Origin of the sequence: Pantoea sp. At-9b, from assembly GCF_000175935.2 — a bacterium.
Lineage (GTDB): Bacteria > Pseudomonadota > Gammaproteobacteria > Enterobacterales > Enterobacteriaceae > Pantoea.
In genome coordinates this window covers 2,077,324-2,093,469 of sequence record NC_014837.1, presented here as the reverse complement: position 1 = coordinate 2,093,469, position 16,146 = coordinate 2,077,324, and the positions used below count along the sequence as shown (strand labels likewise).

The window sequence follows — 16,146 nt, the reverse complement described above, 5'->3', positions numbered from 1 at the left end:
TCTACGGATGGAACAGATTATTCGCGCCCGGCGGCTGCTGTGTGAGAGTGGCTGGCGCGACGATCAGCAGATCCATATCCTCGCTGGCCGTATCACCGCGATTCAACCGATCGCCATCGGCGATCGACGGCGCGATGCCGAATGGCTATGCCCCGCTTATATTGATACCCATGTGCACGGTGGCGCTGGCGTTGATGTGATGGATGACGATCCTGCGGCACTGACGACCCTGGCACAGCACAAAGCACGCGAAGGCGTGGGAGCCTGGCTGGCGACCACGGTCACCGCGCCGCTGCCGGAGATTATCGCGGCGCTCCAGCGCATTGCCGCTTATCCCCACGATGCCAGCGGGGCGCAATTGTTGGGTAGCTATCTGGAAGGGCCGTGGTTCACGCCAGAAAACCGCGGCGCGCATCTGCCGGAGTGGTTTCGCGAACTGGCGCTGGCGGAGATTGATCAGCTCATCGAAGCGGCCCAAGGCACACTGCGCATGGTGGCGCTGGCCCCGGAAAAGCCTGATGCACTGACGGCTATCCGCCATCTGAAAGCACGAGGGATTCGCGTGATGCTGGGTCACAGTGCCGCCAGTTACGCCCTGACGCAACGCGCGCTGGATGCCGGTGCCGATGGGTTGGTGCACTGCTTCAATGGCATGAGTGGTTTGCATCATCGCGAACCCGGCATGGTTGGGGCCGGGCTGAGTGATACCCGCGCCTGGCTGGAAGTGATCGCCGATGGGCATCATGTACACCCGGCGGTATTGCGTATCACCTGTCAGTGCGCCGCGCAACGCATCATCCTGATCACCGATGCCATGCGGGCCGCAGGCATGCCCGATGGTCTGTACGCCATTTGCGGCCACAATGTCGAGATGCGTGCTGGGGTGGTACGCAGCGCGGCAGGTGGTCTGGCTGGGAGCACCCTGGCTCTGGATGCGGCGGTGCGCAATATGGTCAACCATGGCGGAGTGAGTAGCCAACAGGCGATTGAGATGGCCAGCCTGCATCCGGCCCGTCTGCTGGGCATCGCACATCAGCTTGGCACGCTTGCGCCAGGGAAACAGGCCAATATTCTGGCGTTGGATAATCAATTGATTCCGCAGCAACTCTGGGTAAAAGGTCTGGCTCAGCAATAAAGGTGCGCGGCTATTAATGAGAAAGCACATTATTAGCCGCATATTTTTAAGTCTGTAGCGATAGCATTGATAGCTCATTTTGACCTGAAATTCGCGGGCATTTAAAATAAAATGGCTTTCCGCTTCGACTGACAGACTTATTGAAATCTATGACCATGCATAACATGCTAACCCTTGCCGTTGCTGCCTTCTGTTCGCTTTTATTGACCAATGGAATCGCCGCATTTCGTACTATCGTCAACGCCACGCACGAAGAAAAGCGTGAAAAAATTCAGATCGGTCAAATGCATATGACCATGCGTCGATATATGACGGGCGAAGGCGTCGGCTATATTTTGACATCCGCAGTCACCATTATGGGTTGGTTATTGTTTATTACCGGTTAATCAATACAAAAATATTATGGTGATATTGTTATCACCGGGTTAAATATAATAATTTATTATCTCCCTTTTCCCTGCCTGCTAATTATTCCCTTTCCATCCGGCGATGCGCGATAACTCGCGCCGCTGCCGTTATTGCTCGTACCAATCTGCGTGGCGTGATTTTTCACGCGGTTTCTTCACGTCCTCATCCCTATGACCTTTCGTTTTCTTCCCTTTTGCTGTTGTGCTTTCACTTTCTTTCTTGTAGATTGCATTATCAGTTGAAATAACAAAAGCACTGCAAAAAGAAAGATAGTGAAACCATCAGGTTGACTTTCTGTCACGGCTTAATCTTAAGGATAGTGTTATGAATGAAACCCTTGCGGCCAACACATCGGGCACTCAAACCTGGACCGAAGAAGAGATTCGCCAGCAACCGACCAGTTGGATGACCGCCCTGCGCCATCTCGACAGCCAGCGCGCAGAGCTGGATGACTGGCTGACCTCCTTCTATGCGCAGCCTGGCGGGAAAATTATTCTCACCGGTGCCGGTTCGTCAGCGTTTATCGGCGACATTATTGCGCCCTGCCTGGCGCGGCAGCTCAACGCCAATGTGGTGGCTATCCCCACCACCGACCTGGTCACCAACCCGATGGATTATTTTCACGCCGGGCAGCCTTTGCTGCTGGTGTCGTTTGCCCGTTCCGGCAACAGCCCGGAAAGCGTGGCTGCGGTGCAGCTGGCCAACCAGTTTGTGACCCATTGTCGTCACCTGATTATCACCTGCAACGCCACCGGCGATTTGTATCGTTACGCCAGTGAGCATGACAACGCCCGGGCGCGCCTGATGCCTGCGGAAACCCACGATCGTGGCTTTGCCATGACCAGCAGCATCAGCACCATGATGCTCAGCTGCCTGGCGATTTTTGCGCCACAACTGTTCAACAGCCACAGCTTTGCCAGCGTGGCGGCATGTTGTGAACAAATCATTGCCAGCCACGGCGATTTTAGCCAGTCGGCGTTTGGTGATCTCGACTGGCGGCGCGTGGTGTATCTCGGCAGCGGTGGCTTGCAAGGTGCCGCACGCGAATCCGCGCTGAAAGTGCTGGAACTCACCGCCGGGCAACTGGCGGCCTTCTACGAGTCACCGGTCGGCTTTCGTCATGGTCCGAAATCTCTCGTCGATGATGAAACCCTGGTGGTGGTGTTTGTCTCCAGCCATCCCTACACCCGCCAATACGATCTCGATCTGCTGGCCGAGCTGCACCGCGAAAACATCGCATTGCGGGTGGTCGCCATTACCGATACGCCAGCCGCCGTGGTTGACGCCGGTCCGCATCTCTATCTGCCTGCCTCGCGGACCTTTAACGATATCGAACTGGCGTTCTGTTTCCTGGTTTACGCGCAGATCTTTGCCCTGACCGCCTCGCTGAAAGCGGGCATCACCCCGGACACCCCGTCTGCCAGTGGCACGGTCAACCGCGTGGTACAAGGCGTGGTGATCCATGCCTGGCCGGAGGCACGCTGATGGGCATCATCTCCACGAAATATTTGCTGTTAGATGCACAAAGCCACGGCTATGCCGTACCCGCGTTTAATATTCACAACGCGGAAACCATTCAGGCGATCCTGGATGTTTGCCGGGAGATGCAGTCACCGGTGATTCTGGCGGGCACCCCGGGAACCTTTAAACATATCGCGTTTCAGGAGATCTTCGCCCTGTGTCAGGCCTATTCCCGCAGCTATGGCCTGCCGCTGGCGCTGCATCTTGACCACCATGAGTCGCTGGCCGATATCAGCAACAAAGTCCATGCCGGGGTGCGCAGCGCGATGATTGACGGCAGTCATGTGCCCTTTGCCGATAATGTCCAACTGACGCGTGAAGTGGTCAACTTCTGCCATCGCCATGATTGCAGCGTTGAAGCTGAGCTGGGTCGTCTGGGCGGCGTGGAAGATGATATGGCGGTCAGTGACGAAAGCGCGTTTCTGACCGATCCCGACGAAGCGCTGGAATTTGTCAATCAAACCGGCGTTGACAGTCTGGCAGTGGCGATTGGCACGGCACACGGCTTGTATCCCCATACGCCGAAGATTGACTTTGAGCGGCTGGCGAAGATCCAGCAGCGCGTCACTGTCCCGCTGGTGTTGCACGGGGCCAGCGATGTGCCGGATGCGTATGTACGCCGTGCCATCAGTTTAGGCGTGTGCAAAGTCAATGTGGCAACCGAGCTGAAAATTGCGTTTGCCGGGGCAGTGAAAAACTGGTTCGGTGAGAACCCGCAGGGTAACGATCCGCGTTATTACTTGCGGGTGGGTATGGACGCGATGAAAGCCGTGGTGCGCGATAAGATCCTGGTGTGTGGATCGGCGGACCGCTTGCAGTAATCGCCAAGGCCGCCAGTCCTGGCGGCCTACGGTTATCAGAAATCCACGGTCATCGACAGTTTCAGGGTACGCGGGTCGCCCTGTGTCAGGTAGCCATCGCTGGCAGATGCCCAGTAGTTTTCGTTGGTGACGTTCTCCACGGTGGCGCGCCACACGATATTGTTCTTCGGCAGTTGCATATCGTAGCGCACCCCCAGATCCAGACGTGTCCAGCCGTCCACTTTCAGGGTGTTGGCTTCGTCAGCATATTGCGAACCGGTGCGGATTACGCGTCCGGTCGCCGTCACGCCCTGCAAGCCCGGAATATCCCATTCCCCACCCAGCACCAGCTGATAACGGGGTACGCCAATCGCGTCTTTGCCATCATAGGTGCCGTCCTGAGTTTTGGTCAGTTCCGGGTCCATCCAGGTCGCGCTACCATTGAGACGCACGCCGTACATCGGTTCGCCAAACAGGCTCAGTTCCAGACCACGGTTACGTTCTTCGCCGTAGTTACCATATTCATACTGATCGGTGCCGCTGCTGTTGCCAAGGTAACGATAGGTCGCCACCGGTTTGCGGATCTCAAACAGCGCAATTGAACCGGCGATACGGCCATAATCAGCTTTCACCCCGACTTCATTTTGTTTGGAGGTTTCGATACCGGTGACCTGCCCGCCGTTCACCACCGTACCGCTGCCATAGCTGCTGCTGGCGGTCTCACCGGCCTGCAACGCTTCAATATGGTTGGCGTAGAAGGAGATGTTTTGCCACGGTTTCAACACCAGACCAAAGGCCGGGGTGACTTTCATCTGACTAAAATTGGCGGACTGTACCCCATCGTAATCGTAGTTGGTCACGTTAACCGACTGACGACGCAGCGCGGTGATCAGCTGTACGCGATCATCCAGCATCGACATGGTATCAGCCAATGACACGCCGCTGTTGAAGGTACGGCTGGTGACGCGCGGGTCATCCATATGGCCGCCGGTGTAGGCCACATCGGTTGGCTCATCAACATAGCTTGGATCGTAGATATTGGTGCTGATGCTGGCGGAAGACATCGCATACGAGCTACGAATGCGACTCCAGGTGCTGGAGTAACCGAGGTTGATGCTGTGGTTCACAAAGCCGGTATCAAACTTGCCGCGAATCCCTGCCTGGCTTGACAGACCGTCGGAGAAGTACGGCACGCGCATCTGACCCATAGTCGCGTCGCCGTTGCTGTCATTAACGGTTGGTGAGGAGTAAGAGCCGTATTCATGGGTGTGGTTGCCACCAAAGCCACCGTACAGCGTCCAGTTATCGCTGAGATCATATTCGCTCTTCAGCATGGCAAACTGACTGCTGGTGTCGGTAAAGGCCCATTTCTGGCCGTAGTTGGTGGTGGCCGACGGCGCTTTGGGAATGCTGGTCATGCCGCTGGTGTACACCACCGAACGCGCACCGTGCACCGTCTGCTTCTCCGCACCGGCATCCAGTGAAGCACGGAAGCGATCGCCATGATAATCCAGACCGATGGTGCCCAGCGTCAGGCGGCGTTTCTGGTAATCCACCGCCGTTTCCCCTTCACGATGCACCGCATTGACGCGAATCCCCCACTGATCGTTGTCACCGAAGCGACGGGCAATATCCACCGCTCCGCCTACCTGCGATTTGGAGGTGTAGTCGAGGGAGACGCGGGTCAGCGGCTCGCTCCCGGCACGTTTGGGTTCGAGGTTGATGGTGCCACCCACGCCGGTACCGCCCGGTGGGACACCGTTGAGAAACGCACTGGCACCCTTCAGGATATCCACGCGGTCAGCCAGTTCGACAGGCATAAACTGACGCGGTAATACGCCATACAGGCCACCGAACGAGATATCTTCGCTGGCTAACTCAAAACCGCGAATCTTATAGATCTCCTGGGTGTTGCCGTAACCGTAACCGGTCGCAACCGAGGCATCGTTACGCACCACATCGCTCACGGATCGTGCCTGCTGATCCTGAATCGCTTTACTGGTATAGCCAACGATGCTGAACGGTACGTTCATCGCACTTTGCTCGCCCAGGATCCCGAGACGTCCGCCGTTGGCCACCTGTCCGTCGAGATAAGCGGGCACCAGTGCATCACCACCCGGATTGAAGCGGCTCACCGGAGTAGCAGTGACGGTCAGGGTGTTTTCCTCGGTGTTTTTTTGCGCGGTGACCTTTTTTGCCGGAATCACCTGCGCCGTGGTGTCAGCCGCCTGAGCGCTGTGTAGCGCAAGGTTGCAACAGACACTGATCATCACCGCCAGGCTGCTGGGCGCAGGGAACTTTTTGCCGCGCAAAAGAACAGGTTTATTATTCATGAATAAAGTAATCACTGGTGTCAAAAAAGAGGAATGATAATGAGAGTGATTAGCTTTATTTTCCGTCGCGATTGCGTAATTTCTGCGTAATTTTTTCGCGAGCAGGTATGACCGAATGGTTCAGCATGCCCCGTAGCGGCGCGATTTATCGCGCACAGAATTGTGCGATAAATCGCGCCGCTACGGGAGGGGTTTTAATTCAACACGTTACTGCCCATAGTAGGCATTCGCACCGTGCTTCCTGAGAAAGTGTTTATCCAGCAAATCCTGCTGCATATGTTTAATCCCCGGCGTCAGCTGGCGCGAAAAAATCCCCATATAAGCAATCTCTTCCAGTACCACGGCATTATGCACCGCGTTGTCGGCGTCTTTGCCCCAGGCAAAGGGGCCATGGGCATTGACCAATACTGCCGGAATCGCTGTCGGGCTGATGCCGCGCGAGCGGAAGGTTTCAATAATCACCTGTCCGGTGTGGTATTCATATTCATCGACGATCTCCTGCTCGGTCATCAGCCGGGTACAGGGGATGGTGCCGTAGAAATAATCGGCATGGGTCGTTCCCCAGGCAGGCAGGTCTTGCCCTGCCTGTGACCAAATGGTGGCATGGCGCGAATGGGTATGCACAATGCCGCCGATATCGGCAAATGCGCGATACAGCGCCAGATGGGTAGCGGTATCCGAGGATGGCTTTTTACTGCCTTCAACGATGCGACCGCTTTCCAGCTCCACCACCACGATATCCTCCACCGTCATGCCGTCGTACTCTACGCCGGAAGGTTTGATCGCCACCAGGCCGTTGGCACGATCGATGGCGCTGACGTTGCCCCAGGTAAAGGTGACCAGTTGATGGCGCGGTAACGCCAGGTTGGCTTCCAGCACCTGTTGTTTCAAGGTTAATAAGCTCACAGTAATCCCCCTTCCTGCATTTTTTGTTCAATCCAGCGCCGTGCCTGCACGATCTCCGCGACCGGCTCTTCGGCTTTTTCAGTCCACATCTCAATCAGAAACGCCCCGCGATAATTCAGCTGCTTGAGCGTGCGGAATACGCTGACGAAATCGACGCAGCCCGTACCAAACGGCACATCGCGGAATTGCCCCGGCGAGCTGGCGGTAACCGGTTGGGTGTCTTTCAGATGGATGGCGGCGATGCGATCAATCCCCAGCGCCAGCTCGGCGGCGACGTCATTGCCCCAGGCGCTAAGGTTGCCGACATCGGGATAGACGGAGAACCACGGCGACGCCTGCTGCTGCTCCCACACCTTCCATTTGCTGATGGCATTGATAAATTCGGTGTCCATGATTTCCACGGCCAGCATCACCTGCGCAGCGGCAGCACGATCCACCGCGCGCGATAGCCCCTCGGCAAAACGCGCTACCGTACCTTCGTCGTGGGGTTCGTAGTAGACGTCATAGCCCGCCAGTTGAATGGTGCGGATACCCACGTCCTTCGCCAGTTGAATCGCCCGATCCATCAGATCATCGGCGCGCTGACGCGTCTCAGCGTCGTGGCTGCCGAACGGAAAGCGCCGATGGCCGGACAGGCACATTGACGGAATGCTGACGCCGGTTTCAATCATCGCGTTGACCAGCGACAGACGTTGTTCTTTGCTCCAGTCCAGTCTGGCGAGCCGTTGGTCGGTTTCATCGACTGACATCTCGACAAAATCGAAACCACAGGCTTTCGCCAGCGCCAGTCGCTCCGGCCAGGTGAGGTGGGCGGGCAACGCTTTTTCATAGATTCCCAGTGGATGCTGGCGTTTCATGCGGTTCCCCAGATGTTGGCAATGGCCTGATGAAATTGGTGTGCGGTGGTGATTCCAGTGACACTGTCACTCAATGCGCGCCCGGCGATAAACGCCTTGACGTCAATATTGCGAAACTGCGGCAGTTCATCCGGGGTGATGCCTCCGGTGATCGACAGCGCAAAACCCATATCGGATAACGCCTGCATGGCCGCGAGATCCTGCTGACTCCACTGCTGGCCGCTGGCTTGCGCGTCGCGTCCCCGATGGTAGATGGCCTGCGTCAGTCCCAGGCTGCGCCACTGGCGGGCATCTTCCAGCGTCCAGTGACCAAACAGCTCGATCTGAATATCGCCCTGGTAGCTGCGCGCCACGTCCAGTGCGGTGGCAAAGGTCGCCAGCGGTGCGGCGCAGATCACCGTCATCCAGTTCGCCCCGGCGTCAAACGCCATGCGGGCCAGCGTGGCACCGGCATCGGCGACTTTAAAATCGGCCACCAGGGTTTTCGCCGGATGCTGTTGACGCAGACGACGCACCGCGTCAATCCCGGCGCTGAAACACAAAATGGTACCAGCCTCAATGATGTCGACTTCTTGATGTAGCTGCTGCGCGGTACTGAGCGCGGCATCAAGGTCGGTGTGGTCCAGTGCTAACTGGAGCAACGGAAGACTCATGGGTTCACTCCTTGTGTAGCCGCCAGTGCGTTGACCAGTTGCTGATAACGTTGATATTTCTGCTGATAGCGGGCGTGCCTGGCGTTGTCCGGCTGCCAGGTAACAATGTCGGGATTAAGTGCCTGCTGCGCCTGTTGTAGCGAGGCATACGCGCCGGTGCCGGTGAGTGCGACCAGCGCCGCCCCCAGGCAACCGCTTTCGGCAATTTGTGGCACCTCGACCGGCAAACCACTGGCATCGGCCAGCATCTGCATCCAGGGAGCGGAACGGGTCGGTCCTCCACTCAGACGCAACGCGTGGGCCTGCGGGAAACGCTGACGCATACGGTTGAGATGGGTCAGATGTGAAAACACCACCCCTTCATAAATCGCCTGTACCAGGTGCGCACGGCTATGGCCCGCCTGCATGCCGACGAAACTGCCGTGCAGATCGGCCCCGGCATTGCAACCATAGAGGAACGGCAGAAACAGCAGCGAACTGCTGGCGGCGGGCAGAGAGGCCACCCAGTCGTTCAGTTGCTGGTAATCCTCGATGCCCCATTGTTGGCAGAACCATTCAAGATTGGCGGCTGAAGTCGGGCTGGCGTCATGGATAATGAACTGGTCGTCGATGGCGTAGCGGCCATAGACAAACGGGTAATCCGCCTCGGTGATGATGCGATCAGTAATGCCGCTGGTGACCGACCAGGTCCCCATCACCGCATTCAGCCGGGTTTCGTCATGTAACCCGGCGCACAAGGCGGTGGACACCACATCAAACAACCCGCCGACTACCGGCGTCCCTTCCCGCAGCCCACACATTGCCGCCGCCTGCGCCGTGACGTATCCAGCCACCTCGGTGGGGCCGATAATCGGCGGCAGAGCCGGGACGATCTCGCTGATGCCTAAGCTTTCCGCCAATCTGGCCGACCAGCCGCCGCTTTGCATGTCATACAAATTGGATTCGGAGATATTGGTCTCTTCGCAGGCCAGCGCCCCGGTCAGGCAAAAACGCAGGTAATCATGGGCCATCAGCACGCTGCCGATCGCGGCGTAGCGCTGTGGCTCCTGTTGTTTGATCCAGCGCAGCAACGACACCGGATGACCCGTCCACAGCGTCTGACGCGTTTGCGGATAGAGCTGCTGCGGCATACCGTCGCGTTGCCACTGCTGTACCAGCGTCAATGCGCGCCGATCCGAGGAGAGGATGCCATTGCCCAGTGGCTGGCCCTGTTTATCCAGCAGGAATAGCCCTTTGCCCTGGGCGGAGATCCCGACCCCCGCCACTTGCGCGGCCTGCTGACCGCTTTGTTGCAGCACCGCGCGAATAACCGCCGCCGCCTGCTGCCACAGCTGGCTCATGTCCCGTTCTGCCCAGCCTGGCTGTGGCACCAACACCGGCAGGTTTTGCCGTGCAACTGCCAGTTCACGCCCCTGCGCATCATACAGCCCGGCTTTGATAAAGGTGCCGCCACAGTCCAGTCCTAACCAGCTGTTCATGCTGCCTCCCCTTTCGCCGAGTCGCAGCGCGCCGGCAGGGTCAGCGCCAGCACGGAAGCAATCGCCAGCGAGATCGCCAGGCTGTAAACCCCGGCATCCTTGCTGTATTCGGCAATCAGCACACCCACCATATAAGGGCCGCAGAAACCACCCAGGTTGCCCAGCGCATTGATCAGACCGCGCGCGCCACCGGCCACTTCAGCATTAAACAGACGCGGAGGAATACTCCAGAACACGCCCGCAGCCGACTGGATAAACACCCCGCAACCCACCAGGGCGGCATACGACCACCAGATATGCGCCTGCAATAGCACCGACAGCGCCATACACAGGGCAAAGCCAGCCAGCGGCAGTGCCACAAAGATCTTCCGGCGGCCGCTGGCATCGGACAGCGCTGAGAACAGAAACATGCCGAAAATCGCCCCGACATACGGCAGAATCGCCAGCATCCCTACCTTCTCGGCGTTGCCGTTGGTCAGCCCTTTAAGAATGGTCGGCAGCCATAGGGTGTAGCCATAAATGCCGGTCTGGTAGAAGAAGTTCACGAGGATCAGACGCCACATCACCGGCTCCCGCATCACCCGACTCAGCGAGGCTTTGCGCGTGTTCTGACCTTTGATCATCAGCTGCTCATCATGCAGGGTCTTGATCAGATACTGCTTCTCGGCTGGCGAGATCCAGCGGGCTTCCTGTGGACGGTTGCTGATGGTGAACAGCCACAGCGCCATCACAAACACCGACAGCACCCCTTCAACAAAGAACAGCATGCGCCAGTCCCAGTTGGTGATGATCCAACCTGACAGCGGAGCAGTAATAATTCCGGCAATGGGGACAAACATAATGACGATGGCGTTGGCACGGCCACGTTCTTTATCCGGGAACCAGTTGCCGATCATGGTCAGCACCACCGGCAACATGCCACCTTCCGCCACCCCGAGAGCAAAGCGCAGCGCCAGTAACTGATACTGGCTGGTGGCTAAACCGGTGAGGATGGAGATCACCGCCCATGCCAGCAACGACCAACCAATAAAACGCTTGCCGTTGCCGTACACCGCCAGCTTGCCGCCCGGCACTTGCAGGAACAGATAACCGATAAAGAAGATGCCTCCGGCTAAGCCGGCCATCGAGGCGCTGATGCCCAGTTCCGCATCCATCCCACCCGGCATGGCAAAGGCAATGTTGACGCGGTCCATATAGGAGATGATGCAGGTGATCAAAATCGGCGGAATGATGCGCAGCCAGCGCAGTGCCGGTACGCCTTCACGGGTCAATGCTGTCGATGTCAGACTCATGCTATCCCCTCCAGAGCGGTTGTCGGGATCTTCACCACCACTTTACGGATCGCCGCTGGCAGCTCCGGCGCGCAGTTTGGACGGTGAATATCCTGCGGGAAGAACACTGCAAAGGTGCCTGGCACCATACGTATCAGGGTTTCATCGGTGGCATGCTGGTAAAAAATGATGTCGCGTTCGGCGTTATACGGCTGATGCACCGCCAGGCTGGCGGGGTGATTCGCCACGCCAATCACCTCCGCGCCCGACACCAGATATTGCACATCGATATGGTGGCGGTGCGCTTCGGGATAGTTTTCCCTCGCCGGTGCGGTGTGCAAATCCAGTACCTGCACCTGCCAACCGGTGGCACTGTCGACATAACGTCCGGCCGCGATGTTTGCCAGGTCATGGCTGGCGAGATACGCAATGGCACGAGCGATGGCGGGTGGATAGTGATGTGCGTCGGTGTTCGCGATATGTCCGGTAATCATAGGGTTATCCTCCGTTACAACGCCTGGATGCGCGCCCAGACACGTTCATCCACCGGGATGCCAAGACGCTGGTTTTCTTCGCGCAGCAGCGGGAAACGTTCACCCGGCAGACGCACCGCCTGTTGGCTATCGGCACGCTCGGCACCGGTAATTGAGGCGCGAATACGTTGCAACTTGTGGTCGCGGGTCGCACCGTCAATCAGGCGATCAACATCGATGGCGATAAACACCTGCGAAATACCAAATTCGTCACCGTTGTCTTCGGTCACCTCGGTGACCGACGCGCCGTTAGAGAGCAGCGTGGCGAGCATATCCAGCACCACCGACAGCGCAGAGCCTTTCCAGTAACCCATGGGTAAAATGCGGCGGTTGTTTTCGATGGTGGCGGGGTCGCGGGTGTAGTTGCCGTCGTTATCAAAACCGCCATCGACCGGCAGGGTTTTGCCCGCCAGACGGTTCACTTCCAGCATGCCGTAGGAAAACATCGACATCGACATATCCACCATGGTGATGGGTTCACCCGGCACCGCAACAATCAACGGGTTGGTGCCGATAGCACAGTTTTTTGCGCCCCACGGCGGCATCACCGCAATCGAGTTGGTCCAGCAGATGCCGACATACCCCTTCTCGGCCGCCTGCCAGCCATAGCTCCCACCGCGCATCCAGTGGTTAGCATTGCGCAAGGCCACCAGGCCGATACCATGATCGGTCGCCAGTTCGATGGCGCGATCCATCATGCTGCGCGCGGTGATATTGCCGATGGCGCGTTGCGCATCCCACTGTTCGATAGCGCCCAGTGACAACACTTTGCTGGCGCTGGCAGCGGGCACGATATGTCCGGCATCCAGTTGCTGAATAAATCGGGGAAAACGATTCACGCCGTGGGAATAGACGCCATTCAGGCTGGTTTCGGCAAACATGGCGGCACAGGCGGTAGCCTTCTCCTCTGGTACCTTGCGACTCAGTAAGACACGCAGGAATTCTTCATATAACTGCTGATAGCTGATTCTCATAACGGCAACTGTCTCCCCAGCGCTACGCTTTATATTTCATATGTTGGAATGTCGTTCCAAATAAATCGTATGGCGAAAGCAAAGGCGAGTCAAAGAAATGGCAGGAAAATTTATCGTTAAAAATCAATCAAATAAAACTTTGATCGACTTTTGTGATCGGCCGCAAATCGGCCAGATTTCAGGCGTGGGGAAGCCGGGACAGAGGAACCTGCCCCGATCGGTAGCGGCGCGATTTATCGCTCCGTTACAAACGCACCCGATACAACGACGTGGTGGCGGTGATATACAGTTCGTTACCGTGCGGGCCACCCAGCGTACAGTTGGATACCCGCTCCGGTAGCGGGATTTTGCCGCGCGTCCGCCCACTGCTGTCGAAGATAATCACCCCGTCGGCGCAGCTACAGTAAATATCGCCGTTTTCTGCGACACAGAAACCGTCAGGAAAACCCGGTGCGACCTCGGCAAAAAATTGCCCCGCCACCAGTTCACGTCCCTCCACCCTGTAGACCCGCAATTGACGGCGGCCCAGCGTGGGGAAATCCACGATCGACATATCGGCGACATACATCAGGCTTTCGTCGGGCGAAAACGCCAGACCGTTGGGACGCTGCAAATCGCTGGCGGCAATGCTGAGCTGCCCGCTGACCGGATCGAAGCAGTACAGGTAACAACCGATCACCTGGCTGTGCGCGTGATACCCTTCCTCATCATTGATGATCCCGTAGGGCGGATCGGTAAACCAGATGGTGCCGTCAGAACGCACCACCACATCATTCGGTGAGTTAAAGCGTTTGCCCTCTACTTTATCGACCAACAGCGTCACGCTACCGTCATGTTCGGTGCGGCTGATGCCGCGCCGACCATGTTCACAGCTCACCACCCGCCCTTCACCGTCACGCGCGTTGCCATTGGCAAAGTTGGCGCTGGCACGCCACAGGCTGAGTTCGCCGTTGCGCTGCCAGCGAAACATCCGGTTGCCTTTGACATCGCTGAACACCACCGCATCTTGCTGTGGCAGCCATACCGGGCCTTCGGCCCAGATAGCGGGAGAACAGAGTTTTTCCAACTGCATCACTGTACGCCCCAGATGGTTTTGTAGTGCCCCTGATAGTTGTTCGCCGGGTCATAGTTGTTTTCCGGGCCACCGTCATTGGCGATATTGTCTTTGGTAATCAGATGCGCCGGAGTGACATAACCGGAAGAAGGTTGCCCGGCAAAGGCGCGGTTGAACTCATCGAGCAATTGCCAGCCGTGCAGCTTAAGCGGCTCGGCCACCGTCGCAATCTGGCTGTCGCCATTGCGGATGCGCTGGAATGCCGAAATGGAACCGTCACCGGCAGAAATATTGAATGGCGCATTGCTGCCCCCTTTACCCGCGGTTTTCAGCGCCGGGGCCATAAAGTCAAAATAGAGATCGTTGATCGACAACGCATACTGGAAATGATCGCCATACTTCTGCAACAGGCTGAAGGTCATGGAGGGCATACGGTTGGCGGTATCTGCCAGCGGTGTATCGATAAATTCCACCACCTTGCAGCCGCTGCATTTCTCAATCTCTTGCTTCATGGTGTTGGCCTTGTCCAGCGCGATTTGATACAGCGAGTCAGTGAAGATCAACACCTGCGCCTTACCCCCGGATTTCACCACGGCATATTGCGCCGCCAGCCGTGCGACATCATTCGAATCGGAGGTGATATTGTCCGTCACGCCATATTTCGCAATCGGTCCCGGCTGTGGTTCGGCATGCCAGGCCATTAACACGATGTTTTGTTCTTTGGCTTTCTTTAGCGGAATTTTTGCCACGTTCGGGTTCCAGCCACCAATCACGATGCCATCCGGGCGCTGGGCAATCGCCTGATTCAGCGCAGCGAGTTGGTCCTTCACCGACCCGCCACCATCGAGGGTTTCCAGTTTCCAGCCTGCCACCTTCGCCGCTTCACTCATCCCCTGCTGCACCCCCTGCACGCCGCCGTTTTTCATGTCTGAGGCGATAAAGATGATCTTTTTGTTCGGTTGCAGTTTAGGGCCAGTGGTCGGCCCATCCCAGTTGCTGGAGCTGGCGGTGGCTTTCGCCACTGCCGCCGTGGCCTGATCCAGGTAGCTGTCAGCCTGTGCGGAAGCGGAGGCCACCAGCATGGCGGCCAGGGTGAGACTCAATGCCTGATTTTTCATAATGAATTCCCTGGTGTAATGGTTTTTTGTTTATGGTCAGGTGCAGAGGTGGGTGCGCTCTGACTGCGCACCACGGCTTTTTGGTTCAGCATGCGGCGACGCTGGGCGTAACCGGCAAGCGTAATCGACAACAACAACGTGGCCCCGTTGAACAACGGCTCAACCCAGAAATCGCCACCGAATTGCTGGATACCGGCGATACCGATGGCAAGGATGGCGATCCCCACCACCGTGCCCCAGACGTTAACCCGTCCCGGGCGGATCGTGGTGCTCCCGAGGAAGGCCCCCACCAGCGCAGGTAACAGATAATCCATCCCGACGCTGGCCTGGCCCACGCCCTGTTCAGCCGCAATCAGCACACCGCTGAAACCGGTGAGCACGCTGGAAGCGATAAAGGTGCCGATGATGTATTTATTCACCGCAATGCCGTTGAGACGGGCGGCCGTTGGGTTCCCCCCCACCGCGTACATACAGCGGCCCAACGGGGTATGTTCCGTGATCAGCCACAGCACCAGCGCGACGATCAGCACATAAAACGCGCCGATGGGGATGCCAAACAGTTCGGTATGATGCAGTGCGCTGAAGGCGTCCGGCAGATCGCCCACGATTTGCCGACCGCCGGAGTGCCACAGTGCCACGGCGTACAGCACGGTGCCGGAACCCAGCGTCGCAACGAAGCTGTCGATATCGGCCAGCGCTACCAGGATACCGTTCAGCAAGCCATACAGCGCCGAGATCACCAGCACCGTCAATACCGCCATCTGCCACGAGAAGCCGTACTCCACCTGGAGGGTAATCGCGAGGATATGCCACAGCACAATGCCGAAACCGACGTTCAGGTCGATCTTACCGACGATCATCGGCAAGGTCGCCGCCAGCGCCAGCAGCGCAATTTTTGCCTTACTGGCGAGGATCGCCTGTAGGGTCAGCATGGTGGCGAACGATGGCGACAGCAGCGAGAACAACAGGGTTAACACCACACATAACAGCAGCAGGCCGTAGCGGGTCATAATCTGCATCGACCAGGGGGCGAAGCCGTGCTGCGCAAGGCTGACCCGCTGCTCCAGTGCGGTGGATTTTACGGATGTTTTCGACATGATTTTTC

At 57.6% G+C, this 16,146-nt stretch carries 15 protein-coding genes; 4 read left to right on the top strand and 11 right to left on the bottom strand.

The genetic code is table 11. The features are described from left to right. Positions 1–7: 7 nt before the first annotated feature. The 4 genes from nagA to kbaY all read left to right on the top strand — a co-directional run bounded on the left by nagA (position 8) and on the right by kbaY (position 3,885). Positions 8–1,135 (top strand): N-acetylglucosamine-6-phosphate deacetylase, encoded by a 1,128-nt coding sequence (gene nagA, locus PAT9B_RS09585; protein ID WP_013509060.1) that lies wholly within the window; start codon positions 8–10, stop codon positions 1,133–1,135. Positions 1,136–1,284: 149 nt separating this feature from the next. Then, positions 1,285–1,521 (top strand): hypothetical protein, encoded by a 237-nt coding sequence (locus PAT9B_RS09580; protein ID WP_013509059.1) that lies wholly within the window; start codon positions 1,285–1,287, stop codon positions 1,519–1,521. Positions 1,522–1,867: 346 nt separating this feature from the next. Continuing rightward, the gene (locus PAT9B_RS09575; protein ID WP_013509058.1) at positions 1,868–3,028 is read left to right on the top strand and encodes an SIS domain-containing protein; all 1,161 of its coding nucleotides are present in this window, start codon (positions 1,868–1,870) and stop codon (positions 3,026–3,028) included. Beyond that, complete coding sequence (gene kbaY, locus PAT9B_RS09570) at positions 3,028–3,885, top strand: tagatose-bisphosphate aldolase subunit KbaY (RefSeq protein ID WP_013509057.1); 858 nt, start codon at positions 3,028–3,030, stop codon at positions 3,883–3,885. Before PAT9B_RS09575 ends, kbaY begins: the two co-directional genes overlap by 1 nt. Before the next feature lie 35 nt (positions 3,886–3,920). On the opposite strand, the gene PAT9B_RS09565 is transcribed toward kbaY, so the two are convergent. From PAT9B_RS09565 to PAT9B_RS09515, 11 genes are all read right to left on the bottom strand, one after another. After that, a complete protein-coding gene (locus PAT9B_RS09565) occupies positions 3,921–6,197 on the bottom strand; it encodes a TonB-dependent siderophore receptor (protein WP_013509056.1) in 2,277 nt (758 codons plus the stop codon). Between the two features lie 207 nt (positions 6,198–6,404). Beyond that, positions 6,405–7,103, bottom strand: coding sequence for an L-ribulose-5-phosphate 4-epimerase (gene araD / locus PAT9B_RS09560; protein WP_013509055.1), 699 nt, complete (start codon positions 7,101–7,103; stop codon positions 6,405–6,407). Beyond that, positions 7,100–7,960, bottom strand: coding sequence for an L-ribulose-5-phosphate 3-epimerase (locus tag PAT9B_RS09555; protein WP_013509054.1), 861 nt, complete (start codon positions 7,958–7,960; stop codon positions 7,100–7,102). Before PAT9B_RS09555 ends, araD begins: the two co-directional genes overlap by 4 nt. Next, positions 7,957–8,613: a 3-keto-L-gulonate-6-phosphate decarboxylase UlaD gene (gene ulaD, locus PAT9B_RS09550; protein WP_013509053.1), complete on the bottom strand. Its 657-nt coding sequence runs from the start codon at positions 8,611–8,613 to the stop codon at positions 7,957–7,959. Before ulaD ends, PAT9B_RS09555 begins: the two co-directional genes overlap by 4 nt. After that, complete coding sequence (locus tag PAT9B_RS09545) at positions 8,610–10,091, bottom strand: FGGY-family carbohydrate kinase (RefSeq protein WP_013509052.1); 1,482 nt, start codon at positions 10,089–10,091, stop codon at positions 8,610–8,612. Before PAT9B_RS09545 ends, ulaD begins: the two co-directional genes overlap by 4 nt. Continuing rightward, positions 10,088–11,383, bottom strand: coding sequence for an MFS transporter (locus PAT9B_RS09540; protein WP_013509051.1), 1,296 nt, complete (start codon positions 11,381–11,383; stop codon positions 10,088–10,090). Before PAT9B_RS09540 ends, PAT9B_RS09545 begins: the two co-directional genes overlap by 4 nt. Beyond that, entirely contained in the window at positions 11,380–11,856 is a 477-nt protein-coding gene (locus PAT9B_RS09535) for a YhcH/YjgK/YiaL family protein (protein WP_013509050.1), read from the bottom strand. Before PAT9B_RS09535 ends, PAT9B_RS09540 begins: the two co-directional genes overlap by 4 nt. Positions 11,857–11,870: 14 nt before the next feature. Further along, positions 11,871–12,869, bottom strand: coding sequence for a 3-dehydro-L-gulonate 2-dehydrogenase (gene yiaK / locus PAT9B_RS09530; RefSeq protein WP_013509049.1), 999 nt, complete (start codon positions 12,867–12,869; stop codon positions 11,871–11,873). A 244-nt stretch (positions 12,870–13,113) separates the two neighbouring features. After that, on the bottom strand, positions 13,114–13,941 hold the full coding sequence (locus PAT9B_RS09525) for an SMP-30/gluconolactonase/LRE family protein (protein ID WP_013509048.1): 828 nt from the start codon (positions 13,939–13,941) through the stop codon (positions 13,114–13,116). Beyond that, positions 13,941–15,041 carry a substrate-binding domain-containing protein gene (locus PAT9B_RS09520; protein WP_013509047.1) on the bottom strand — a complete coding sequence of 367 codons (1,101 nt, stop codon included), beginning with the start codon at positions 15,039–15,041 and terminating at the stop codon, positions 13,941–13,943. The genes PAT9B_RS09525 and PAT9B_RS09520 overlap by 1 nt, the downstream gene beginning before the upstream one ends. Continuing rightward, positions 15,038–16,138 (bottom strand): ABC transporter permease, encoded by a 1,101-nt coding sequence (locus PAT9B_RS09515; RefSeq protein WP_013509046.1) that lies wholly within the window; start codon positions 16,136–16,138, stop codon positions 15,038–15,040. The genes PAT9B_RS09520 and PAT9B_RS09515 overlap by 4 nt, the downstream gene beginning before the upstream one ends. Between the last annotated feature and the right edge of the window lie 8 nt (positions 16,139–16,146).

Coding starts and splice junctions, on each gene's coding strand:
- PAT9B_RS09515 (WP_013509046.1), bottom strand. CDS start 16,138: ATGTCGAAAACATCCGTAAAATCCACCGCACTGGAGCAGCGGGTCAGC.
- PAT9B_RS09555 (WP_013509054.1), bottom strand. CDS start 7,960: ATGAAACGCCAGCATCCACTGGGAATCTATGAAAAAGCGTTGCCCGCC.
- PAT9B_RS09525 (WP_013509048.1), bottom strand. CDS start 13,941: ATGCAGTTGGAAAAACTCTGTTCTCCCGCTATCTGGGCCGAAGGCCCG.
- ulaD (WP_013509053.1), bottom strand. CDS start 8,613: ATGAGTCTTCCGTTGCTCCAGTTAGCACTGGACCACACCGACCTTGAT.
- PAT9B_RS09575 (WP_013509058.1), top strand. CDS start 1,868: ATGAATGAAACCCTTGCGGCCAACACATCGGGCACTCAAACCTGGACC.
- PAT9B_RS09540 (WP_013509051.1), bottom strand. CDS start 11,383: ATGAGTCTGACATCGACAGCATTGACCCGTGAAGGCGTACCGGCACTG.
- nagA (WP_013509060.1), top strand. CDS start 8: ATGGAACAGATTATTCGCGCCCGGCGGCTGCTGTGTGAGAGTGGCTGG.
- kbaY (WP_013509057.1), top strand. CDS start 3,028: ATGGGCATCATCTCCACGAAATATTTGCTGTTAGATGCACAAAGCCAC.
- PAT9B_RS09580 (WP_013509059.1), top strand. CDS start 1,285: ATGACCATGCATAACATGCTAACCCTTGCCGTTGCTGCCTTCTGTTCG.
- PAT9B_RS09565 (WP_013509056.1), bottom strand. CDS start 6,197: ATGAATAATAAACCTGTTCTTTTGCGCGGCAAAAAGTTCCCTGCGCCC.
- yiaK (WP_013509049.1), bottom strand. CDS start 12,869: ATGAGAATCAGCTATCAGCAGTTATATGAAGAATTCCTGCGTGTCTTA.
- PAT9B_RS09520 (WP_013509047.1), bottom strand. CDS start 15,041: ATGAAAAATCAGGCATTGAGTCTCACCCTGGCCGCCATGCTGGTGGCC.
- PAT9B_RS09535 (WP_013509050.1), bottom strand. CDS start 11,856: ATGATTACCGGACATATCGCGAACACCGACGCACATCACTATCCACCC.
- PAT9B_RS09545 (WP_013509052.1), bottom strand. CDS start 10,091: ATGAACAGCTGGTTAGGACTGGACTGTGGCGGCACCTTTATCAAAGCC.